This window comes from Actinoplanes campanulatus (genome assembly GCF_014647795.1).
Lineage (GTDB): Bacteria > Actinomycetota > Actinomycetes > Mycobacteriales > Micromonosporaceae > Actinoplanes > Actinoplanes campanulatus.
This window is the reverse complement of the sequence record NZ_BMPW01000023.1, coordinates 87,424-109,551: the sequence shown is the minus strand read 5'-3', so window position 1 is coordinate 109,551 and position 22,128 is coordinate 87,424. Positions and strand designations below refer to the sequence as shown.

Genomic DNA, 22,128 nt, shown 5'->3' with positions numbered 1-22,128 from the left:
TGTACGACCGCGGGCATACGCGTACCGGAAAGAATCGGACCGCTCGCGGACGACCGGCCGCATGCCGGACCGCCAACCTGGCTCCCATGAGAATCGTGACGAGTTGCGTAGCGGCGGCCCTGATGGTCGCCCTGGCCGGATGTTCCGGCGTCAACGGCTCACCGGCCACGGATCCCTCGTCGTACGTTCCGACGATCTCCGACGCGGAACTGCTCACCCTGGGTAGGGCGGCTGTGCAGTGCCTGCGGGAGCACGGCGTGGCCGACATGCCGGACCCGTACGTCGAGGACAACCGTCTCAAGGTGCCCGACGACGAGATGAACGCCGCCGAGGAGAAGGCCGGCGAGCAGACCTGGAACGCCGCCGAGGAGGCCTGCCGGGAGACCATCGAGAAGATCCCGGAGGGCGCCCTCGCCAAGGAGGAGGGCGGCGATCCGGAACCACCCGGCCCCGAGGACGTCGAGGCGCTGCGCAAGATGGCGCAGTGCTACCGGGAGAACGGCGTGCCGGAGTGGCCGGACCCGGACGCCCAGGGCCGGTTCCCGATCAAGGGCACGTCCCTGGAGGGCGAGAAACCGGAGCCGGGCAGCCGCCTGGACACCGCCCGCAAGGCGTGCGAGCAGTTCTGGTCCGGTCCGGTGGGCATCTCGTGAGCGCCCGGCGGAAGGTCGCGGTGTCGCTGACCGGGGTGGTGGTCGCCGCCGGCGCCCTGGCCACCGGCTACACCGTCACCGCGGAACCGGAGGCGGCGGGCGCCACCGACGTGCCCACGAACACCGTGGCGGTCGAGAAGGGCACGGTCACCCAGCGGTTCCGGATCTCCGGGACGTACGGGTTCGACGGCTCCTACACGGTCATCCACCGGGGCGCCGCCGGGATCCTGACGGGGGCCGCCGAGGCGGGGTCGACGGTCCGCCGCGGGGGCGTCCTCTACCGGGTCGACGGCTCACCGGTCCGGCTGCTCTACGGCAACGTCCCGGCGTACCGGGATCTGGACTCGAGCGTCACCGACGGCGACGACGTCCGCCAGCTGGAGCGCAACCTGAGAACGCTCGGCATGGACCCGGACGGCGAGATGACCGTGGACCGGGACTTCACCGCGGCGACCACCGCCGCGGTGAAACGCCTCCAGAAGAAGTGGAAGGTGACGCAGAACGGCCGGCTGACCCTCGGGACGGTCGCGTTCCTGGCCGGCGAGGTCCGGGTCACCGAGGCGAAGATCGGGGTGGGCGCGTCGGCCGGCCCGGACCAGCCGGTGCTGACCGGCACCACCACGAGACGGGTGGTCACCGCCGACCTGGCCGCCGAGAAGCAGAACCAGATCAGGGCCGGCGACGAGGTGTCGGTCACCGTGCCGGGCGCCGGGACGGTCGACGGCGAGGTGCTCGAGGTCGGGAAGGTGGCCACCAGCGCCACCGACGACAACGGCAACCAGGAGCCGGCCACCGTCCGGGTGGTCATGCGGATCGGCGCCCCGAAGGGCGGCGCCACCCTGGACCAGGCGTCGGTGCAGATCAACCTGGCCACCGCGAGACACCAGGACGTGCTGGTCGTCCCGATGGCGGCGCTGCTGGCCGCCCCGGGGACCGGCTACCGGGTGCGGCTGGCCTCCGGGGCGTACGCCGACGTGAAGCCCGGCCTCTACGACGACGCCTCCGGCCTGGTCGAGGTCACCGGCGACATCAGCGAGGGCGACCGGGTGGAGGTGCCGGCGACATGACCGCCGCCCTGGAACTCGCCGACGTGTCCAAGACGTACCCGGGCAGCCCGCCGGTCGAGTCGGTCCGCGGCGTCGACCTCACCGTGCACAGTGGTGAGATGGTCGCCGTGGTCGGCCCGTCCGGGTCCGGCAAGAGCACCCTGCTCAACCTGGCCGCCGGACTGGACCGGCCCACCTCCGGCTCGGTCCGCATCGCCGGGGAGGCTCTGGAGAAGCTCAGCGAACGCCGGCTCGCCGGGCTGCGGGCGCACCGGCTCGGCGTGGTCTTCCAGCAGTTCTTCCTGCTCGACCACGCCGACGCCCGGGACAACGTGGCGACCGGCCTGCTCTACCGGGGCATCCCGGCCCGGCGGCGGCGGGCGGCCGCCGAAGAGGCCCTGGAACGGGTCGGCCTCGGCCACCGGATGCACCACCGGGCCCGGCTGCTCTCCGGCGGGGAACGGCAGCGGGTGGCGATCGCCCGGGCGCTGATCGGCCGGCCCGAGGTCCTCTTCGCCGACGAGCCGACCGGCAACCTCGACTCGGCCAACGGCGACGGGATCCTGGCGCTGCTGCGGGAGCTCAACGCCGAGGGCGCCACCATCGTGGTGATCACCCACGACGCCCACGTGGCGGCCGCCGCCCAGCGGCAGGTCACCATCCTGGACGGGCGGGTGGCGTCATGAGCCCGTTGTCCCGGCTGCGGCTGGCCGACCTGCTGCCGGTCGCCACGATCGGGCTGCGCACCCGGCCGGGCCGGGCCGCGCTGTCGGTGCTCGGCGTGGCCATCGGCATCGCCGCCATGGTCGCCGTCCTCGGCGTCACCCGGTCCAGCCAGGCGCAGGTGCTCGCCCAGCTCGACCGGCTCGGCACCAACCTGCTCACGGTGGCCAGCAGCCAGCCCAAAGGGGCGCCCGAGGAGCAGCTGCCGGCCACCGCGGCCGCGTCGATCCGGCGTACCGAGGGGGTGACGTCGGCGTCCGGCACCGCGCAGATCCCGGACGCGCACGTGCTGCGCAACGACCGGATGCCGGCCAACCGGCACGGCGGGCTGGACGTCCGGGCCACCGACCCCGAGCTGCTGTCCACCCTGGACGGCGCCCTGCTCGACGGGGTGTTCCTGGACGCGGCCACCGCGCGCTACCCGGTGGTGGTCCTCGGCCACCAGGCGGCGACCGTGCTGGGCATCGCCGAGGTGACCGGGTACGAGCGGGTCTGGCTGGGCGAGCGGTGGTTCACCGTGGTCGGCATCCTGCGGCAGGTGGACCTGGCGCCGGAGATCGACCGGGCCGCGCTGATCGGGTTCGAGGTGGCGAAGAGCGAGTTCGGCTACCAGGGGCATCCGAGCCGGATCTACGTACGGACCGACACCGCGCTGACCGAGCAGGTGGAGAACATGCTGCCGCGCGCCGCCAACCCGCAGAACCCGGGCCGCACCTCGGTCAGTCAGCCGTCCGACGTGCTCACCGCCCGGCAGGCGGTCGACGACGCCAGCACCTCGCTGTTCCTCGGGCTGGGCGCGGTGGCGCTGCTGGTCGGCGGCATCGGCATCGCCAACGTCATGGTGATCTCGGTGCTGGAACGGCGCGGCGAGGTCGGTCTGCGCCGGGCGCTGGGTGCGGCGCGGCGGCACGTGGCGGCACAGTTCGTGGTCGAGTCGGTGCTGCTCGGCGCGGTCGGGGGCGGGGTGGGCGTACTGCTGGGCGCCGGCGTCACGGTGGCTCTGGCGGTCAACAGGGGCTGGCAGCCGCTCATCCCGCCGGAGGCCGCGGGCGGCGGGCTGGCCGCCGCGATCCTGGTCGGCACGATCGCCGGCCTCTACCCGGCGCTGCGGGCCGCCCGGATGGCCCCGACCGAAGCCCTCCGGACAGCGTGAGACGTCAGACCTGGGCGGCGCGCTGCGCGACGAACCCGAGCAGCGTGCCGCTCAAAATGCCTGGTGCCATCCGCCGGGGGCGGCGATCATCGAGATCATGAGTGCCAGGTTGCGCGGGATCGCGCGGGAGACGGTCGCGATCACCGAGCAGGGGTGGTATGAGGGGCCGGACGGTGTCGTGGACATCGCCGGCGACGTCGCCGCCGCGGTCGCCGGCACCCGGCTTCACCTGCCCGGCGACCCGCTCCCCGAACCCGTCCCGGCGGCCGGCCCACCGGTGATCGAGGTGACCGCCGAGTCCACTCTGGCCGCCGCCCGCCGGGTCGGCGCCGGGGTGGCCTGCCTCAACTTCGCGTCGGCCCGCAACCCGGGCGGCGGCTTCCTCAACGGCGCCCAGGCGCAGGAGGAGAGCATCGCCCGTGGCTCGGCGATCTACCCCGCGCTGCTGGCCGCCGGAGACTTCTACGCCTTCCACCGGGCCGACCGGGGACTGCTCTACACCGACCGGATCATCTGGTCCCCGGCGGTTCCGGTCTTTCGCGACGACCGCGGCCGGCTGCTTGCTCACCCGTACCCCGTCTCGATTCTGACCTCGGCCGCCCCCAACCGCGCGGCGATCACCCGGAACGAGCCGGACCTGCTCGCGGAGGTCTCCGGCGCGCTCGCCCGGCGGGCGGCGCGAGTGTTGCGGGTGGCCGCCGCCCACGGCGCCCGCGAACTGGTCCTCGGGGCCTGGGGCTGCGGCGTCTTCGGCAACGACCCCGGCGAGGTGGCGCGGGTTTTCGCCGCGGCGCTGCGCGACGGGCCGTGGTTCGACCGGGTGGTCTTCGCGATCATGGACCGCCGGGAGACGGTCCGCGACGCGTTCCGGGCGGCCTTCGCGCTTCCCGGCGATGCCGGGCGCCGGACGGTAGGGTAGTCGCTACCGCCTGTCCGCCGTCGCAGCCCGGCTGGAGCGCGTCATGACGGATTCCGACGATCCCCTGGTCCGCGTCGGGCGCTGGGCGCTCGCCAAGGTCTGGTTCGGTGTGGTGCTCTCCGGCGGCTACGCGCTCGGCCGGCACTACGACTGGCCGCAGGCGTTCCTGACGGCGGCCGCCGTGCTCGGCGCGGTGGCGCTCGCTCTGGCGTCGTCGTTCCTGCCGATCTGGACCAGGCAGCGGCCCAGCGGCATCCCGGTCGCCGACGTCGGGCTGCGAGTGATGGTGTGGGGCGGGCTGACCGGGTCGGTGGTCGCCCTGCTGCTGGGCATGCCGGCGGTCGGCATGGTGGCCGCCGCGCTGCTGCTCAACACGGCGGCCCGCACCTTCGGCGACCCGTTCGCGCCGTTCCTGCGCCGGCTGCGGATCACCCCGCCGGTCCGCTACCGGGTTCGCGAGCGGACGGCGCCGCCGCGCCGGGTCCGCCGGCCCGGCCCGGTCGAGGACCGGGCCGCCTGAGCGTCGCACCTCTTATCTGGCCCGGGTCGCTCAGAGGTTGCCGGATGGTGCCGACGTGAGTAGTACGGGCGGCCGGTGTGGGGCGGCCGGGCCTGGCCAGGGAGACTGGATATGACCGAAGTGACCGGGGAGGCGGACCCGAGCGCCGGAGGACGGCGGTTCTGGGTCGATCTCAGCGTCAACCTCAAGATCATCGCTGCGATCGTGGTCGCCGTGGTGGTCGCTCTGCTGATAGGTGTGCTGGGACTGCGGGCGGCCGCCTCGGCCAGCGACGCGGCACAGTCGATCTACCGGAGCAACGTGCTGGGCGTGGCGGCGCTGGGATCGGTGCAGAACGGGATGACCCAGGCCCAGCTCGCCCTGTCCGACCACATGCTCAACGCGGACACCGACGCCGAAGGACAGTACGAGGAGCAGATCGCCGAGGACTTCGACGCCGTCGAAAAGGCCTGGGCCGTGTACGAGGCCACCGACCCGGTCCCCGATCCGGCCATGGTCGCCGACGTGAAAGCCGACTGGCAGGAGTTCGTACGGACCGCCGACGAGCAACTGATCCCCGCAGCCCAGAGCAACGACATGGACGCCTGGGTGGCCATCCGCAACGGCCCGCTCCAGGATCTGACCACCGAGATCAACGGACACCTCGCCGAGATGGTCCAGATCGAGCAGGCCGCGGCGGCGCAGGCGGCCGACAACGCCCGCTCCCGGCACGAGAGCAGCCGCCTCCAGTCGATCCTGCTGCTCATCCTCGGCGTCGCCGCGGCACTCGGGCTCGGCGTCCTGGTGGCGCGGGGCATCGTCCGCTCGCTGGACCGGGTCACCGAGGTCTGTGAAGGCCTGGCCGACGGGGACCTGACCCGGCAGACCGGGCTCACCAGCCGCGACGAGCCCGGGCGCATGGGCCGCGCCCTGGACGTCGCCATCACCCGGCTCCGGGACACCGTCGGCACCATCGGCGGGTCCGCGGTCACGCTGGCCAGCGCCTCCGAGGAACTGTCCACGGTCAGCTCCCAACTGGGGAGCGGGGCCGCCGACGTCGCCGAGAAGGCCGGCGCCGCCAGCTCGGCCAGCGAGTCGGTCAACATCGGCATCCAGTCGGTCGCCGCCGGAGCCGAGGAGATGAGCGCCTCGATCGCCGAGATCGCCTCCAACGCGGCCGACGCGGCCCGGGTCGCCCACGATGGCATGGCCGTCGCCGAGCGCACCAACAACCAGGTCGCCGAACTCGGCGCCGCCAGCGCGGAGATCGGCGACGTGGTCCGGCTGATCACCGTCATCGCCGAGCAGACCAACCTGCTGGCCCTCAACGCCACCATCGAGGCCGCCCGCGCCGGTGAGCTGGGCAAGGGCTTCGCCGTGGTGGCCGGCGAGGTCAAGGAACTCGCCCAGCAGACCGCCAAGGCGACCGAGGAGATCATCGAGCGGATCGCCGCGATCCAGGAGTCCAGCGGCTCGGCGGCCACCGCGATCGGCGAGATCACCCAGGTCATCCAGCGTATCGGCGACTACACCACGACCATCGCGTCCGCCGTGGAGGAACAGACCGCCACCACCGGCGAGATGAGCCGGTCGGTCGCGGACGCCGCCACCAGCAGCGGCGACGTCGCCCGGACCGTCTCCGGGGTCGCCGAGGTCGCGGCCGCCACCGCCGAGGGCGCCCGGGCCACACAGCAGGCGGCGGCCGACCTCACCCGGCTCGCCGGGGACCTCACCAACCTGGTCGGTGGTTTCCGCCACTGAACCCTGGACCCACGTGACGGGAGAGATCGTGACCAGTGCGCCCTACGGGCTCAGCCGGCCCACCCTGGACGACGCCCGGGCCGCGGTGCTCCGCGTCCACGCCGGGGACGGTACCCGGATCTGGAACGACCTGCTCCACGCCGCGGGGCTCACCGGAAACGAGCCCGGCGGCCTGGACCGGATGCTCGCCGTCATGCACGACGCCGACCCGTCCACCCGGCTCTGCGCCCTCGCCATCAAGATCCGGGTCACCGCACACACCCAGCTCGCCGCCGCCCACAGCATCCTGTAGGAGTCACCGTGAACACCGATCTCTTCGACCGGCTCGGCGTCCCGGAGCGGATCCGGGAGATCGCCGGGTACGACCTCTTCGACGACGACCTGCGGACCAGCCTCGACGCCATCGCGAAACGCAGTGCCGGGCTCCTCGAGGCGCCGATCTCGATGGTGTCGATGATCCTCGACACCTCACAGTTCATCATCGGCTCGTACGGGGTGTCCGGGTGGGTGGCCGACGCGGAGGGGACACCCGCGGAATGGGCCATGTGCACGCACACCGTGCTCGCCGGGGAGCCCTACTGCGTCGTCGACGGGACGCAGGATCCCAGGCACGCGGACAACCCGTTCCTGCGGATGACCGGGATGCGCAGCTATCTCGGGGTGCCGCTGATCGGCGGTGGGCACGCGCTCGGGGCACACTGCGTGGTCGACGCGCGGCCACGGATCTTCACCGACGTCGACCGGGCGGTGCTGGCCGACGGGGCGGAGAAGGTGATGCGGCTGCTCGACGCGTACCGGCTCCGGTAGCGGCCGGGATCCTCCGGCGCCGGCCGGATCAGGCGGTGGCCAGGGGGGAGCCGTCCCAGCGCCAGTCGGACGGCCGCCGGTCCCGGCCGGGCAGGTCGCCGCGGCCGGTCGCCCAGAGCAGCGTCGGCCAGCGGCCGGTGTCCGTGGGCGCGTCGCGGAACAGGCGGCGCAGCGCCCGGTCGCACAGGTCCTCCGGCGGGGCCCACTCCAGATCGAGGGCCCGTGCGACGTCGTGCATGTGGGTCAGCGTCTCCACCACTCCCATGGCGGCGAAACCGGACGGATCCGAGACGCCGTACGGGTGGTAGGCCAGCCGGTCCGCCGGAACCACCTCGACCACCGCCACCAGCAGGCCGGCCGCCGAGTCCAGCACCTGGAGCAGGCCCTCCGGGCTCGCGCCGTCCTCGGCGTAGACGGTCAGCGCCGGTGCGCCGTGCCGGCCACGCCGCCATCCGAAGGGGACGTACGTGACCCGCGACGGATTCCTCGGCGTCAATTGGGTGGCATAGGCGAACAGATCGTCGGCGATGTGCTCGATCGTTTCCCAGCAGGACCAGCTCAGGCCGGCGGCCGGGGTGTGCCAATCCCGGTCCGTCGCGGTCTGCAGGGTGGCGATGGCCAGGTCAACCGCCTCGCGGACGTCCCGCGCGCCGCTGGAATTCTCAGTCATCGCGGCAATTTATCCCCACGGGTGACGAGCGGCCACGGAATTTGTCGTACCCCAGGCGCATCATCGCGGTATGGGAGAACCAGCAACGCCGATTCGCCGCCGGATTGAGCTCACCGTCGCTGAGGCTCGCCTGCGGTTCCAGCAACTCGTCCGCGTCACCGGGGTGACCGGGCAGGTGACCGTCGTGGTCGACGGCGGGCGGCCGATCGCCGCCATCGTGCCGGCCTCGCAGGTGCTCGACCCACCCCCGCCTCCGCCCCCGCCCCCGGTGGCGCCGTCGGCTGCCGCCGAGGGATGGATGCGTCGCATCGAGAAGGTGCGGGAGGACGTCCGGCGCCAGCACGCGCAACGCATCGGTGACCTGTCTCAAGCCTTGGACGAGGCATGGAGGCTCCTCGATGAAATGCGGCCGCCGGGCACCGACCGGACTGTGGACACACTGCGTGCCGCCCATGTAGACCTTCGGAAGGCTCGCTGATCAAAGGCCACTTCGCCGATAGGAGCGGCGCTAAGATCGGACAATGGCTCGACAGCTCGACCTATTCGTCCCGGGAATCGTCTACCTCGATGTGATCTTCACCGGCCTCCGCGAGCTGCCCGAGCCCGGCACCGAGGTCTGGGCGCCCGGCATGGGCTCGTGCCCCGGCGGCGTCGCCAACCTGGCGGTGGCCGCCAGCCGGCTCGGCCTGCACACGGGGCTCGGCACGGCGCTGAGCTCGGACGCCTACGGTGAGTTCTGCCACCAGGTGCTGAGCCGCCAGGAGGGGATCGACCTCTCCGCCTCACGCCGCCTCGACGACTGGCACTCGCCGGTGACCGTGTCGGTGGCGTACGACCGGGATCGCAGCATGATCACTCACGGCCATCCGCTGCCCACCGACGCCGACGGGCTGGTCAACGGCCTGCCTCCGGCCCGCAGCGCCGCCGTGAGCCTGGCGCCGGAGGGCACCGGCTGGGTGCGCCGCGCCCGCGCCGCCGGGACACTCGTCTTCGCCGACGCCGGGTGGGACGACACCGACCAGTGGTCGTGCGAGGTGCTCGGGGTGCTCGCCGACTGTCACGCCTTCCTGCCCAACGCGGTCGAGGCCATGCGCTACACCCGCACCGACGAGCCGCGCCAGGCCCTGGAGAAACTGTCCGCCCTCGTTCCGGTGGTGGTGGTGACCTGCGGCGGCGACGGGGCACTCGCCATCGACGGGAGCACCGGGGAGGTCGCGTCCGTCCCCGGCGTACCGGTGGAGGCTCTCGACCCGACCGGCGCCGGTGACGTCTTCACCGCCGGCTTCGTCACCGGCACGCTCGGCGGCTGGCCGCTCGCCGACCGGGTGGCCTTCGCGACCCTCGTGGGCGCCCTGTCGGTGCAGCATTTCGGCGGCTCCCTGTCGGCCCCCGGCTGGGGCGACATCGCCGACTGGTGGACCGCCACCCGCGCCGGCGCCGCCCACCACCACGGCGACTCCAGCGAGGCGGTCCTGGCCCGGCGGTTCGGCTTCCTCGACGACGTGATCCCGCCGGGCAGCCGCAACGCGGTCCACCGGGCCACGGCCACGATCGCCCGCCTCTCCGACGTCAGCCCCGGCCACTGACCCGGCACATGCCCTTCCCGCCGGCGCCGCCCTTCTCACCGGGCCGCACACCCATGCCACCCCGCCTTCCTCACAGGCTCACTGCCCCCTGCCATCCGCCGCCCGCGCTGTTTCGGCCCGGTGGGCGCTCACGTCGCGCCGTCGGTGTGCCCGGCCTGGTGCCATGACGCGGGCGGGCGACCACGGAAACCGTTACGTGTGCGCTGGTTGGCGCAAACGAGCCGGAGGGACGGACAGAGGCCCTTGCTCCGGCCGACGTTCGCCGTCGTTCATGTCGCGGCCCGGCGCCTTCAGTCTGGCCGTCGCCCGGGGGTCAGGGCGGCGAAGAACGATGATCGGTAACCGAGCCATGGAGATCGCATGCGACTGACGATTCTCGGCGGCGGGGGTTTCCGGGTGCCGCTGGTGCACCGGGCGCTGCTCGCCGACCGCGAGCGGACCGGCATCACCGAGCTGGTCCTGTACGACGTCGACGCCGGGCGCCTCGACGCGATCGGCCGGGTGCTCACCGCCCAGGCCCGCGGCGTGCCCGGAGCCCCGCGGCTGATCACCACCACCGACCTGGACACCGCGGTCACCCGTGCGGACTTCGTGTTCTGCGCGATCCGGGTGGGCGGCCTCCGCGGGCGGGTCACCGACGAGAGGGTGGCGCTCGAAGCGGGCGTCCTCGGCCAGGAGACGGTCGGAGCGGGCGGCATCTCCTACGGGCTGCGCACCGTCCCCGAGGCCCGCCGTATCGCCGCCCGGATCGCGCGCCTCGCCCCCGCCGCCTGGACGATCAACTTCACCAATCCGGCCGGTCTGGTCACCGAGGCCATGGCCACCCACCTCGGCGACCGGGTCATCGGCATCTGTGACTCCCCGTCCGGCCTGGTCGACCGGGTGCTGCGGGCCCTCGGCGCCGACCCCGGCACGGTCCGCGTCGACTACGCCGGCCTCAACCACCTGGGCTGGCTCTACGGCGTCCACCTCCTCGACGCGGCCGATCCACGTGCCACCGATCCGCTCGGGGTGGGCGCTCGGCGTACCGGGACGGGTTCGTCGGGTTTGTCGGGATCTGATGGCGGGACCGGTCCGCTGGGGGCGGACGACTCGCGTGCCGGGACCGATGTGCCCGGCCCGGCCGGGCCCGGCGCGAGAGGCGACGGGAATCTCCTGGCGCGCCTCCTGGCCGACCGCCCGCGGCTGGAATCCTTCGAGGAGGGCCGCCTCTTCGGCGCCGACCGTCTTCGTGACCTGGGCGCGATCCCCAACGAGTATCTGCACTACTACTACGATCCGGCCGGCACGCTGGCCGCGGTGCGCCGGGCGGCGCAGACCCGGGGTGAGTTCCTGCTCGGGCAGCAGCGGCGCTGTTATGCCGAGATCCTCGTCCGCGATCCGCTCGGCGCCTGGCTGGGGGCGTGGCGGGAGCGGGAGGCCACCTACATGGCCGAGAACCGGGAGCTCACCGGCGCCGGCGAGCGGGAGCACGACGAGTCCCGGCCCGCCGGTTACGAGGGTGTCGCGCTCGCGGTGATGCGCGCCCTGGCCCTCGACGAGCCCACCACCCTGATCCTGAACGTGCGCAACCGGGGCGCCGTCACCGTCCTCGACGACGGCGCGGTGGTCGAGGTGCCGTGCACGGTGGACGCGCGCGGGGCTTCGCCCCAGCGGATCTCGCCGCTTCCGGCGCACGGCACGGGGCTGATCCAGGCGGTCAAGACGGCCGAGAGGTGGGTCCTGCACGCGGTCGATTCAGGATCAAGAGCCGCAGCGGTACGGGCGATGGCCGCGCATCCCCTGGTCGGATCGGAACCCCTCGCGGCCCGTCTGATCGACGCCTACCGGGCCGAGTTCCCGGAACTCGCCTACCTGCGGGCCGGGTGAGCCTGGCAGGGTGACCGGTGAAAGGGGGCACGAGACATGAGGCATGGATACTTCGGCACGATGAGGACCCGGCCCGGCCACCGGGAGGAGGTCGTGTCGATCCTGCTCGGCGGCGCCGACGGTCTGCGCGCCGCCGGTTGCCATGTCTACGTCGTCGGTGTCTCGGACGACGACGATCAGACCATCTGGGTCAACGAGGTGTGGGAGAGCAAGGAGCATCACGACGCCTCCCTACGACTGCCCGAGACCCGGGCCGCGATCGCCACGGCGATGCCGCTGCTGACCGGCGAGTTCACCAGTCAGGAGATAAGGGTGCTGGGCGGTCTGGGCGTCCCACCCGAGTGAGCGCACCGGGGCCGGGCGTCACACGCCCGGCCCCGGTGGATCGTGCGGTCAGGCCGCGACCTCGGCGGGGTGGCGCGGCGGGATCGAGTGGTCGATCTCGCGGGCCGGCTTGCGGTTGGGCAGGGCCAGGCGGAAGACCTTGGCCCACGCCGACGCCACCTGGAAGACGAGCGGCCCGGTCACGTATTTGAGCTGGTAACGCTCGAAGAGCGCCCGGACCTTCGGCGCGACCTCGGCGTAACGGCTGGCCGGCAGGTCGGGGAAGAGGTGGTGCTCGATCTGGTGGGAGAGGTTGCCGGTCATGATGTGCATCAGCTTGCTGCCGGAGATGTTGGCCGAGCCGAGCATCTGCCGGAGGTACCACTCACCCCGGGTCTCGCCGGTGATCGACGTGCGCTCGAAGGTCTCGACGCCGTTCGGGAAGTGGCCGCACATGATCACCGAGTGGCTCCACAGGTTCCGGGCCAGGTTGGCCACGAAGTTGGCGGCCATGGTGCCGAAGAGGGCGCCGAGCGGGTTGCCGACGGCGAAACCGACCGGGAGGGCCAGGGCCGGGTGCACGACGTAGTCACGGGTGACCTGCCGGCGGATCTTGTGGAGGACCTGGCGGGCGCGGGCGCGGAATTCGGGGTTGTTGCGGCGCTTCCTGGTCCGCAGGTTGCGGCCCAGCTCCAGGTCGTAGGCGGCGATGCCGTATTCGAAGAAGCACGCGTTGACGAAGTTGTAGAACGGCTGCCCGAGGTGCGCGGGCGCCCACTTCTGCTGCTCGTCGACGCGCATGATGCCGTAGCCGAGGTCGTTGTCCCGGCCGACCACGTTGGTGTACTTGTGGTGCAGCTCGTTGTGCGAGTGCTTCCACTGCTCGGCCGGCGACGCGGAGTCCCACTCCCAGGTGGTCGAGTGGATCTTCGGGTCGCGCATGAAGTCGTACTGGCCGTGGAGGATGTTGTGCCCGATCTCCATGTTCTCCAGGATCTTGGAGATCGACAGGCCGATCGTGCCGAGGACCCAGGCCGGGGGGAAGACCGAGAAGAGCAGGACGGCGCGGCTGCCGAGCTCGAGGCGCCGCTGCACGGCGATCATCCGGCGGATGTGCCGGGCGTCCTTCTCGCCGCGGACGGCGAGGACCTCGTCGCGGATGGCGTCGAGCTCCCGGCCGAGCTGCTCGATGTCCTCCGGGGAGAGATGGGCGATCGGGTTGACTTCCTTGCGCTGCAGCGTCGTCACAGAACTTCCTCGTTCTTTCGGGAGCCGGCTCGGCGGAGGGCCGGCTCGGAGGGGGCGCCTCCGAGGTTGCGGGCTCGGAGGATGCCGGTTCGCAGGGGCGGGAGATGATCCGTCAGGCGTCCAGCCGGCACGGGCCGGCGGCCGTGGAGATGCATGTCTGGATCAGGACGTTGTCGCCGTCCACCTCGGTCGCGGTGGTGAGCTTGCCGTCGCGGACGTCGCGGACGATGCCCTCGCGCATGGGCAGCACGCACTTGAAGCAGATGCCCATCCGGCAGCCGGATCTCATCAGCCGGCCCGCCGCCTCGGCCGCGTCGAGCACCGTGGCGCCGGCGGCGACGTCGACGACCTGTCCGGACTTCTCGAAGGTGACAGTGCCGCCGTCGCCGGCGACCAGCACCGTGGGCCGGAAACGTTCGACGTGCAGCCGCTCGGCGGCGCCCGCGTCGGCCCAGTGCTCCTGGAGGTCGTCGAGCATGTCGCCGGGACCGCACGCCCAGGTCTCCCGCTCGAACAGGTCGGGCACCAGGTCGGCCAGGGCGGCCGGCTTGAGCCGCCCGTCGGCGCGGGTGTGCCGCTCGATCAGCCGGATCCGGCCCTGGGCGGCGAGCTCACGCAGCTCGGCGCCGAAGACGACGTCCTCCGGGGTCTTGGCCGAGTGCACGACGATCACGTCGCCCAGCTCGGGCAGGGCGCTGCGCAGCATGCCCATCACCGGCGTGATGCCGCTGCCCGCCGTGACGAACAGCGCCTTGGCCGGCCGGGGCGAGGTCAGCACGAAGTCACCGGCTGGCAGGTCGAGGTGGACCAGCATGCCCTTGCGGGCGTGCCGCAGCAGGTGACCGCTGACCGCGCCGTCCTGGACGGCGTTCACGGTGACCGTGAACCTGCCGTCGCGGCGGCCGGCCGCGCTGGTCACCGAGTAGGCACGCCACAGCCGGACACCGTCGACGTCCACGCCGAGCCGAACGTACTGTCCGGGCTGGTGCGGCTCCCAGCCACGGCCGGGGCGCAGCTCCAGGGTGACCGCGTCGGCGGTCTCGGGGCGCACCGCTTCGATCCGGGCGCGCAGGACGGTGGGGTTGCGGAGGGGGGCGATGACGTCGAGATAGTCGGCGGGCACCACCGGAGTGGTGATCAGCTCGACTACACGCCACGCGCCGTTGCGCAATGTCTGATTTACAGGCACCTACCAAGACTGGTCGCTCGCAAAGGCAAAGTCCTGACCTGGGAAAGTGAATCCGGGACCGCATAATTGTTCGGCGGGGACAAGGACGGACGGAATGTGAGGGAACCGCGTGAAACAGCCGCTGCGCGACGTACGGTCCTATCGCCTGCCGCCAGAGGTCGTCGACCCGCTCCGGCAGGGTTTGTCGGGAGTGTCCTCGCAGACGATCAAGGCGATCATCCGGGAGGTCCCGGCGTACGCCGAACCGTTCGCCGGCGAGCTGGGGCACAAGATCGCTAGGGCGGTACGGGCCGCGCTCGCCACCTTCCTCAACCTGGTGTCCCGCCCCGGCGCCGACCCGGGCACCCCGATGGCGTCGGCGATCGAGGCGGCGTACGCGCTGGGCCGCGGTGAGGCCCGCTCCGGCCGCAGCCTGGACGCGCTGCTCGCCGCCTATCGGGTGGGCGCCCGGGTGGCGTGGCGTGAGCTGGCCGCGATCAGCGTCGCCGCCGGGCAGCCCGCCGCCACCATCGCCAACTTCGCCGAGCTGGTCTTCGCCTACATCGACGAGCTGTCCGCGGCGAGCGTGGCCGGGCACGCCGACGAGCTGGCCGCCTCCGGCCGGATCCGGATGCGCCACCTCCAGGAGCTGGCCCAGGCGCTGGTCGCCGGGGAGCCCGCGCACGTGCTCCAGGCGGCCGCCGAGCAGGCCGAGTGGGCGCCCCCGCAGACCCTCACCGCGCTGCTGCTGCCGGAACGCGCGGCACGCTGGGTGATCGACCTGCTCGATCCGCGTACGCTGCAGGTCGCCGACGCCGTACCCGATCTCCCCGGCCTGACCGTGCTGCTGGTCCCGGACCCGCAGGGCAGCTCCCGCCCGACCATGACCCGGCTGCTGACCGGCCACAACGTGGTGATGGGCCCGGCCCGCCCGTGGCTCGAGGCGAGGAGCTCGCTGGACCGGGCGATCCGGGTGCACCGGATGACCGCACCGGCCGGCGGCGAGGTCGTCGACACCGAGGACCACCTGGCAGCGGTGGTGGTGACCGCCGACCCGGGCGCGCTGGCGGATCTGCGGGCCTGGGCGCTGACCCCGCTGGCCGGCGAGCGCGGCGCGGCCGCCGCCAAGCTGATCGAGACGCTGCGCAGCTGGCTGCTGCACCACGGCCGCCGCGAGGACGTGGCCGCCGAACTGTTCGTGCACCCGCAGACGGTCCGCTACCGGATGGCCCGGCTCCGCGAGCTGTACGGCGACCGCCTCCGCGACCCGCAGTGGGTCCTGGCCCTGACCATCGCCCTGGCCATCCCGGAGTGAAGAACCCCGGAGCCGGCCGGATATACCAAAGTCAGCATCGGCCGACTTCGGACGTCTGGTTCGGCCGGACGGCCGGAAATAGCGTGGTCACCGCAAGGTCGGGCAGCGGAAGCGGGTGGTCGGGACATGGGCGGCGATGCGTCACGGCAGGACGGGACGGTGCTGACGTTCTCGCCGGTGGCCCGCTTTTCGGTGCTGTTCGGGCCGGCCACGCTCGGCGCCCTGATCGGGTTCGCGCTGCCGGTGGCCGCCCGGTGGCTGGTCGACGTGGGCTTCCCGGTCCTCGGTGTGGTGTGGCGGGTGGCCGCCTCGGTCGACACCTGGTGGAAGGCCGCCGTGCAGGCCGCGATCTTCGCGGTGGTGGGCGCGCTGGCCAGCGTGGAGCTGATCCGCGGCACCGTCCGGGTCATCATCGGCGCCGATGAGGTGCGGCTGCGGACCGGGGAGAGCGAGGCCGTCGTCGCCCGCTCGGAGATCGGGGCCCTGTTCATGGATGACGGCGCCCTGGTGATCCTGGACCGGGAGTCGCGGCGGGTGTTCCACGGCGAGCCGCAGGCCGAAGCCGATGTGCTGAAGCGGGTCTTCCGCGAGCACGGCTACCCCTGGCGGTCCGAGGACCCGTTCGCCGGCCTCTACCAGCGGTGGCTCCCGGAGAGCGGTCAGCTGCCGGTGGCCGTCGAGGCGGTGCTGTCGGCCCGCTCGGTCGCGCTGCGCAAGAAGGCCGCGAAGGAGGCCGCCGAGCTGCGCGGCTCCCTGGAGAAGCTGGGTTACTCGGTCCGCGACGACGGCGCCCACCAGCTCTGGCGCCCGCTGGTGCGCTCATGACACCGGCGGCCGAGGTGGAGGCGGAGCGGAAGGAACGGACCGGGCAGCGCGTCTGGGACGTGGCGGCCGTGCTGTCCTCCTGCGTCGGGGCGGCGATCGTGCTCGGCGACGCCCAGGCCGGCCGTGGGATGAGCGACGATCAGGTGTTCCTGCATCTGGTGGCCGGGTGCGTCTTCGCCCAGGCGCTCTGGTGGCGGCGCCGGTGGCCGGTGGCGGTGGCGGTCTTCCTCAGCGTCGTCTCGGTGGTCGCCGAGGGCGCCGGCGTGGCCTCGCTGATCGCCCTGTTCACGGTCGTCACGCTGCGGCGCGGCCGGCCGGCCGTGCTGGTCACCGCGCTCAGTGTGGTGACCGGGCTGCTCTTCACATGGATCAACCCGGATCCGACCGTGCCGATGCCGGTCACCATCGCGCTCACCATCGCGCTCACCGCCGCCACGGTCGCGATCGGGCTGGCGGCGCGGGCGCGGCGGGAGCTGATCGCGTCGCTGCGGGAGCGGGCGGCCCGCGCCGAGGAGGAGACGCGGCTGCGGGCCGACCGGCTGCGCCTGCTGGAACGGGAACGCATCGCCCGGGAGATGCACGACGCGCTCGCCCACCGGATCTCGATGGTCAGCCTGCACGCGGGCGCCCTCCAGATCCGTCCCGACCTGACCCCGGAGGAGGTGGCGAAGGCGGCCGCCACCATCCGGGACAGCGCTCATCAGGCCCTCGAGGACCTGCGCGAGATCCTCGGCGTGCTGCGGGCCGGTGACGGCGACGGCCTTCGGCCGCAACCCGACCTGCGAGACCTGGGCGATCTCCTCGCCGATGCCCACCGAGCGGGGGTACGGGTGAGCGCCGTCAACCACCTGGACGGACTGCCGATCAGCGCGTCGCTGGGGCGGACCCTGTACCGGCTGATCCAGGAGGGCCTCACGAACGCGGGCAAGCACGCGCCCGGCACGTCCGTACGCCTGCTGTTGGAGAGCACCGGTGAGGGTGAGCTGCATTTGTTGATCTCCAACCCGTTGCCGGGCATCGCGCGCAGCGTGGTTCCGGGGGCGGGCGCCGGGCTGGTCGGGCTGGCCGAGCGGGTGGAGCTGCTGCACGGGCGGCTGTCGCACGGTGTCCGCGACCATCCGGGCGCGGGCCTGAGTTTCGATCTGGAGGCGTGGTTGCCGTGGCCGAGCTGATCCGGGTGCTGATCGCCGATGACGACCCGCTGGTGCGGGTGGGCCTGTCGCTGGTGCTGGGCGCGGCGCCGGAGATCCAGATCGTCGGCGAGGCGGGCGACGGCGCCGAGGCGGTCGCGCTGGCCCGGCGCCTGCGGCCGGACGTGGTGCTGATGGACGTGCGGATGCCCCGGACGGACGGTCTGGCCGCGACCGCCGAGCTGCGGCGGGACGGCCCGGCCCCGGCGATCGTGGTGCTGACCACCTTCGACACCGACGAGAACCTGCTCGGGGCGCTGCGCCTGGGGGCCAACGGCTTCCTGCTGAAGGACATCGCGCCGACCGAGATCCTGGACGCGGTGCGGCGGGCGGCCGCGGGTGAGTCGATCCTGGCGCCGTCGGTGGTGCCGCGCTTGATCGGGTACGCGGTGGCCCGTGATCCGGAGAGTGACGGCGGCCGCGGCGGCCGGGCGTCGGCGGTGCTCGACCGGCTCACCGAGCGGGAGCGGGAGGTGGCCGAGGCGGTGGCGACCGGGCGCTCCAACGCGGAGATCGGCGCGGAGCTGCACATGAGCGTGCCGACCGTGAAGGCGTACGTCTCCCGGCTGCTCGACAAGCTCGGCTGTGCCAATCGGGTGCAGGTGGCGATCCTGGTCCACGAGTCCCGTACGGGAAAGTGACCCTCGTCGTGAGGGTCGTTACAGGAAGTGGTTTCCGGCGGTGACTCCGGCTAGCGTTGACCAAACGCAAAGACCTACCAGGTAAGTAGGCATTGCGACGCTCGTCACAACTGCTGACCAGGGTGTTCAACGTGATCGAAATTGGCGGGCTGCGCAAGGCGTACCGCTCCAGGAGGGGCTCGGTCCAGGCCGTGGACGGAGTCGACCTGACCGTCGGTGAGGGCGAGGTCTTCGGCGTCCTCGGCCGCAGCGGCGCCGGCAAGAGCACCCTGCTGCGTTGCGTCAACATGCTGGAGCGGCCGGACGCCGGCACCGTCACGGTCGGCGGGGTCGAGCTGACCGGTCTGCGCGGCAAGCGGTTGCGGACCGCCCGGCACGGGATCGGGATGATCCACCAGCACTTCGCACTGCTCTCCTCGCGCACCGTGGCCGGTAACGTCGCGTTCGCGCTGGAGGTGACCGGCGCCCCGCGGGCGGAGCGGAAGGCCCGGGTCGCCGAGCTGCTCGAGCTGGTCGGTCTCAGCGAGCGCGCGGACGCGTACCCGGCCCAGCTGTCCGGTGGCCAGAAGCAGCGGGTCGGCATCGCCCGCGCGCTCGCCGCGCGGCCCCGGGTGCTGCTCTCCGACGAGGCCACCTCGGCGCTCGACCCGGAGACCACCGAGTCGATCCTGCGCCTGCTGCTCGACCTGAACCGCCGGCTCGGCCTCACCGTCCTGCTGATCACCCACGAGATGACCGTGGTGAAGCGGATCTGCACGTCGGCCGCGGTGATGCGGGACGGGCGGTTCACCGAGTCCGGCGCCATCACCGATCTGCTGCGGCGGCCGGAGTCGGAGCTGGCCCGGGACCTGTTCCCGCTGGAGCCGGTGACCGCCGCGGCCGGGGACACGATCGTCGACATCACGGTGAGCGGTGACGAGGCCGACGAGCCGATCATCGCGGAGCTGGCCCGGCGGTTCGCTCTGGACGTACGCATCCTGGGTGGGTCCGTGGAAACGCTTGCCGCGACGCGCGCCGGGCGCTGGCGTCTCGCTCTGCCGGGCGCCCCGGACGACAACCGTGAGGCCCTCGACTACCTGCGCAAACGGGGTGTGGCGGCATGACTTGGCAGGAGATCTACGAGCTGCTCGACGTCGGGGTGCGCGAGACGGCCTGGATGGTCGGCGTGTCGGCGCTGCTCACCGCTGTCGGCGGCCTGCTCGTCGGGGTGCTGCTGGTGCTCACCGGCGCCGGCGGCCTGCTGCCGCTGCGGCCGCTCAACGCCGTCCTCGGCCTGATCGTGAACGTCGGCCGGTCGCTGCCGTTCATCATCCTGCTGGTCGCGGTCATCCCGTTCACCCGCGTGGTGGTCGGCACCACGATCGGCACCGACGCGGCGATCGTCCCGCTGACCATCGGCGCCATCCCGTTCTTCGCCCGGATCGTCGAGTCGGCGTTGCGCGAGGTGCCGCCGGACGTGGTCGCCGCGGCCACCGCGATGGGCGCCACCCGCACCCGGATCGTCGGCAAGGTGCTGCTCCGCGAGGCCCTTCCGGCCCTGGTCGCGGGCCTGACCATCACGGTGATCGCGCTGGTCGGCTACTCGGCGATGGCCGGGGTGGTCGGCGGCGGCGGTCTCGGTGACCTCGCCATCCGGTACGGCTACCAGCGCTTCGAGACCGAAGTGATGATCGCGACCGTGGTGGCCCTGGTGATCCTCGTCCAGCTCGTCCAGATGCTCGGTGACCTGCTCGTCCGCAGGTTGTCGCACCGCTGACCGGTTCGTTCGGTCGCCCCGCAACTCATCGAAAGGTTCCTCATGCGCCGCCGCTCCTTCGCCGCCGTCCTGGCCGCCGCCACCCTCACCCTGGGCCTGGCCGCGTGCGGCTCGTCCGACTCCTCCGACAGCGCGGACAAGGACACCCTCAAGGTCGGCGTCAGCCCGGTCCCGCACGGCGAGATCCTCAAGTACGTCTCGGAGAACCTGGCCGCCGCCGAGGGCTTGAAGATCGAGATCGTCGAGTTCAACGACTACATCCAGCCCAATGTGGCGCTCAGCGAGAAGCAGCTGGACGCGAACTACTTCCAGCACATCCCGTACCTGGAGGAGGAGGTCGCGTCGAAGGGCTACAAGTTCACCGCGCTCGAGCCGGTGCACATCGAGCCGCTCGGCGTCTACTCCAAGACCGTGAAGACCCTGGCCGAGGTGCCTTCCGGTGGCGTCGTGGGCGTCCCGAACGACCCGTCGAACTCGGGCCGCGCCCTCGCCCTGCTCGCCGAGAACGGCCTGATCACCCTGAAGGACGGCGTCGGCGTCAAGGCGACCGAGAAGGACATCACCGCCAACCCGAAGAACCTCCAGTTCAAGGCGCTCGAGGCCGCGCAGCTGCCGCGCAGCCTGGAGGACACCGCGATCTCGGTGATCAACGGCAACTACGCGATCGAGACCGGGCTCAAGCCGGCCACCGACGCGCTCGTGCTGGAGACCGGCGACGACAACCCGTACGCCAACCTGGTCGTGGTCCGCACCGGTGACGAGACCGACGCGCGGGTCGTGAAGCTGGAGAAGCTGCTGCACTCCGCCGAGGTGAAGAAGTTCATCGAGGACAAGTACCAGGGTTCCGTCCTGGCCGCGTTCTGATGTTCGGGGAGCCGCGTGCGGCTCCCCGAAACCCTCAGCAGGCGCCCTGGTCCGCCCACACGTCGGCGGATCCGGGCGTCTCACCCTGTGTCCACCACTTGGCCCGCCAGGTACGGCCGTTGTGCGACACCAGGTTGCCGCCCACGTAGACCGCGCCGCTGCTCCACGCCGCCGCCGAGCAGCCGGTCGGCGGGGGAGTGCCGCCGCCCCCGCCGGTGCCGCCGATGTTGACGTCGATGCACGAGTAGAACGCGTTGGCGGTGTCGGCGATCGTCCAGACGGCGAGGACCTTCTGCCGTCCCGAGAACCCGCTCAGGTTGACGGTGTGCGACAGCGTGGCCGGCGGCTGCTGGCTGTTGCCGGCGAAGTACCCGACCCGGGTGCCGCCGATGAAGTACTCCCAGCTCGTGGTCGCGTGCCGGGCCGTGTTGATCCAGGTGAACGTCTGCGAGGTGCTGACGTTGGTGGCCGGCCAGCCCTTGCTGTCGTCGTTGAGTTCGGCGAAGACACCGTTGTTGCCGTGACAGTTCCGCAGGCCCTTGGGGCCCTCGACGCTCTGCGGCTCGTACTTGATCTGCCCGCAGGCGACCCGCCCCTGCGCGCAGAGGGCCTGCCGGCTGGGCGGTGACGAGACATATCCGTGCGCGGCCGCCGGTGAGGCGACCAGTATCGAGCCCGCGGTCCCCAGGACGGCGACGGCGAGCAGGGCCAGAAACTTGCGCATGCCACTCCCTCCAATGACAGATGTCGATTAATGGGTGTGACAGAAATATAAAGTAAGGTTTCCTAAATTAAAAGCGGGATGGCGCGATCCGCACACGGCGGCGCATGATCGGGGGCATGACCGAGGAGACCGCCGAACGGCACCAGCGCTTCGGAAGACTGCCCGCCCGGATCCGGCCCGAGGACCACGTCGAGCTGGTCGACATCCGCCGCCCGGAGGGCCGGCCGGCCACCGCGCTCGACCCCGAACACGAGCGCGCCCTGCACACCGCGGCCTGACATCGGCGTCCGGCAGGCGCCGCGCGGCAATCCGGTGCGGCGGTTCACACCCCTCTCCGGTACGGGGTGGACCGTCCCCAACCGCATCCAGGACGTCCCGTGGCGCGCC

General features: G+C 72.2%; 25 protein-coding genes. 21 read left to right on the top strand and 4 right to left on the bottom strand.

The window, feature by feature from the left end; translation table 11 throughout:
* Positions 1–86: 86 nt before the first annotated feature.
* The 9 genes from IEZ13_RS36470 to IEZ13_RS36430 all read left to right on the top strand — a co-directional run bounded on the left by IEZ13_RS36470 (position 87) and on the right by IEZ13_RS36430 (position 7,561).
* Positions 87–653: a hypothetical protein gene (locus tag IEZ13_RS36470; RefSeq protein WP_183225566.1), complete on the top strand. Its 567-nt coding sequence runs from the start codon at positions 87–89 to the stop codon at positions 651–653.
* Positions 650–1,720, top strand: a complete 1,071-nt coding sequence (locus IEZ13_RS36465) for a peptidoglycan-binding protein (protein WP_183225567.1) — start codon at positions 650–652, stop codon at positions 1,718–1,720. Before IEZ13_RS36470 ends, IEZ13_RS36465 begins: the two co-directional genes overlap by 4 nt.
* Positions 1,717–2,385, top strand: a complete 669-nt coding sequence (locus IEZ13_RS36460; RefSeq protein ID WP_183225568.1) for an ABC transporter ATP-binding protein — start codon at positions 1,717–1,719, stop codon at positions 2,383–2,385. Before IEZ13_RS36465 ends, IEZ13_RS36460 begins: the two co-directional genes overlap by 4 nt.
* Entirely contained in the window at positions 2,382–3,575 is a 1,194-nt protein-coding gene (locus IEZ13_RS36455) for an ABC transporter permease (RefSeq protein ID WP_183225569.1), read from the top strand. The genes IEZ13_RS36460 and IEZ13_RS36455 overlap by 4 nt, the downstream gene beginning before the upstream one ends.
* A 97-nt stretch (positions 3,576–3,672) precedes the next feature.
* Positions 3,673–4,494 (top strand): TIGR02452 family protein, encoded by an 822-nt coding sequence (locus tag IEZ13_RS36450; protein WP_183225570.1) that lies wholly within the window; start codon positions 3,673–3,675, stop codon positions 4,492–4,494.
* A 43-nt stretch (positions 4,495–4,537) separates the two neighbouring features.
* Positions 4,538–5,014: a hypothetical protein gene (locus IEZ13_RS36445; RefSeq protein ID WP_183225571.1), complete on the top strand. Its 477-nt coding sequence runs from the start codon at positions 4,538–4,540 to the stop codon at positions 5,012–5,014.
* A 111-nt stretch (positions 5,015–5,125) separates the two neighbouring features.
* Positions 5,126–6,754: a methyl-accepting chemotaxis protein gene (locus IEZ13_RS36440; protein WP_183225572.1), complete on the top strand. Its 1,629-nt coding sequence runs from the start codon at positions 5,126–5,128 to the stop codon at positions 6,752–6,754.
* A gap of 28 nt (positions 6,755–6,782) precedes the next feature.
* Positions 6,783–7,046 (top strand): hypothetical protein, encoded by a 264-nt coding sequence (locus tag IEZ13_RS36435; RefSeq protein ID WP_229795486.1) that lies wholly within the window; start codon positions 6,783–6,785, stop codon positions 7,044–7,046.
* 8 nt (positions 7,047–7,054) lie between these two features.
* A complete protein-coding gene (locus tag IEZ13_RS36430) occupies positions 7,055–7,561 on the top strand; it encodes a GAF domain-containing protein (protein ID WP_183225573.1) in 507 nt (168 codons plus the stop codon).
* A gap of 28 nt (positions 7,562–7,589) precedes the next feature.
* Here the strand turns inward: IEZ13_RS36430 and IEZ13_RS36425 are convergent, their stop codons facing one another.
* A complete protein-coding gene (locus tag IEZ13_RS36425; protein ID WP_183225574.1) occupies positions 7,590–8,231 on the bottom strand; it encodes a DinB family protein in 642 nt (213 codons plus the stop codon).
* A 70-nt stretch (positions 8,232–8,301) separates the two neighbouring features.
* On the opposite strand from IEZ13_RS36425, the gene IEZ13_RS36420 reads away from it, so the two are divergent.
* The 4 genes from IEZ13_RS36420 (at position 8,302) to IEZ13_RS36405 (ending at position 12,031) form a co-directional block, all read left to right on the top strand.
* On the top strand, positions 8,302–8,709 hold the full coding sequence (locus IEZ13_RS36420) for a hypothetical protein (protein ID WP_183225575.1): 408 nt from the start codon (positions 8,302–8,304) through the stop codon (positions 8,707–8,709).
* 43 nt (positions 8,710–8,752) lie between these two features.
* Positions 8,753–9,817 carry a carbohydrate kinase family protein gene (locus tag IEZ13_RS36415; protein ID WP_183225576.1) on the top strand — a complete coding sequence of 355 codons (1,065 nt, stop codon included), beginning with the start codon at positions 8,753–8,755 and terminating at the stop codon, positions 9,815–9,817.
* A 360-nt stretch (positions 9,818–10,177) separates the two neighbouring features.
* Positions 10,178–11,686 carry a family 4 glycosyl hydrolase gene (locus IEZ13_RS36410; protein WP_183225577.1) on the top strand — a complete coding sequence of 503 codons (1,509 nt, stop codon included), beginning with the start codon at positions 10,178–10,180 and terminating at the stop codon, positions 11,684–11,686.
* A 60-nt stretch (positions 11,687–11,746) separates the two neighbouring features.
* Positions 11,747–12,031 carry a putative quinol monooxygenase gene (locus IEZ13_RS36405; protein WP_229795484.1) on the top strand — a complete coding sequence of 95 codons (285 nt, stop codon included), beginning with the start codon at positions 11,747–11,749 and terminating at the stop codon, positions 12,029–12,031.
* A gap of 48 nt (positions 12,032–12,079) precedes the next feature.
* On the opposite strand, the gene IEZ13_RS36400 is transcribed toward IEZ13_RS36405, so the two are convergent.
* Positions 12,080–13,258 carry a fatty acid desaturase family protein gene (locus IEZ13_RS36400; RefSeq protein WP_372441909.1) on the bottom strand — a complete coding sequence of 393 codons (1,179 nt, stop codon included), beginning with the start codon at positions 13,256–13,258 and terminating at the stop codon, positions 12,080–12,082.
* A gap of 112 nt (positions 13,259–13,370) precedes the next feature.
* Positions 13,371–14,447, bottom strand: coding sequence for a ferredoxin reductase (locus tag IEZ13_RS36395; protein ID WP_183225579.1), 1,077 nt, complete (start codon positions 14,445–14,447; stop codon positions 13,371–13,373).
* A 109-nt stretch (positions 14,448–14,556) separates the two neighbouring features.
* Between IEZ13_RS36395 and IEZ13_RS36390 the strand changes: the two genes are divergently transcribed.
* From IEZ13_RS36390 to IEZ13_RS36360, 7 genes are all read left to right on the top strand, one after another.
* Positions 14,557–15,741 (top strand): PucR family transcriptional regulator, encoded by a 1,185-nt coding sequence (locus IEZ13_RS36390; RefSeq protein ID WP_183225580.1) that lies wholly within the window; start codon positions 14,557–14,559, stop codon positions 15,739–15,741.
* Positions 15,742–15,867: 126 nt separating this feature from the next.
* Positions 15,868–16,566, top strand: a complete 699-nt coding sequence (locus IEZ13_RS36385) for a YqeB family protein (RefSeq protein ID WP_183225581.1) — start codon at positions 15,868–15,870, stop codon at positions 16,564–16,566.
* Positions 16,563–17,738 carry a sensor histidine kinase gene (locus IEZ13_RS36380; RefSeq protein WP_183225582.1) on the top strand — a complete coding sequence of 392 codons (1,176 nt, stop codon included), beginning with the start codon at positions 16,563–16,565 and terminating at the stop codon, positions 17,736–17,738. The genes IEZ13_RS36385 and IEZ13_RS36380 overlap by 4 nt, the downstream gene beginning before the upstream one ends.
* Positions 17,717–18,397 (top strand): response regulator, encoded by a 681-nt coding sequence (locus IEZ13_RS36375; RefSeq protein WP_372441910.1) that lies wholly within the window; start codon positions 17,717–17,719, stop codon positions 18,395–18,397. Before IEZ13_RS36380 ends, IEZ13_RS36375 begins: the two co-directional genes overlap by 22 nt.
* Before the next feature lie 131 nt (positions 18,398–18,528).
* A complete protein-coding gene (locus tag IEZ13_RS36370; RefSeq protein ID WP_183225584.1) occupies positions 18,529–19,500 on the top strand; it encodes a methionine ABC transporter ATP-binding protein in 972 nt (323 codons plus the stop codon).
* Positions 19,497–20,153, top strand: coding sequence for a methionine ABC transporter permease (locus IEZ13_RS36365; RefSeq protein ID WP_183225585.1), 657 nt, complete (start codon positions 19,497–19,499; stop codon positions 20,151–20,153). Before IEZ13_RS36370 ends, IEZ13_RS36365 begins: the two co-directional genes overlap by 4 nt.
* Before the next feature lie 42 nt (positions 20,154–20,195).
* Entirely contained in the window at positions 20,196–21,017 is an 822-nt protein-coding gene (locus IEZ13_RS36360; RefSeq protein ID WP_183225586.1) for a MetQ/NlpA family ABC transporter substrate-binding protein, read from the top strand.
* Between the two features lie 34 nt (positions 21,018–21,051).
* Here IEZ13_RS36360 and IEZ13_RS36355 read toward each other — a convergent pair whose 3' ends face one another.
* Positions 21,052–21,741, bottom strand: coding sequence for a lytic polysaccharide monooxygenase (locus tag IEZ13_RS36355; protein WP_183225587.1), 690 nt, complete (start codon positions 21,739–21,741; stop codon positions 21,052–21,054).
* Positions 21,742–21,857: 116 nt separating this feature from the next.
* Here IEZ13_RS36355 and IEZ13_RS36350 point away from each other — a divergent pair, with 116 nt between their 5' ends.
* Positions 21,858–22,019, top strand: a complete 162-nt coding sequence (locus IEZ13_RS36350; protein ID WP_183225690.1) for a hypothetical protein — start codon at positions 21,858–21,860, stop codon at positions 22,017–22,019.
* Positions 22,020–22,128: the final 109 nt, after the last annotated feature.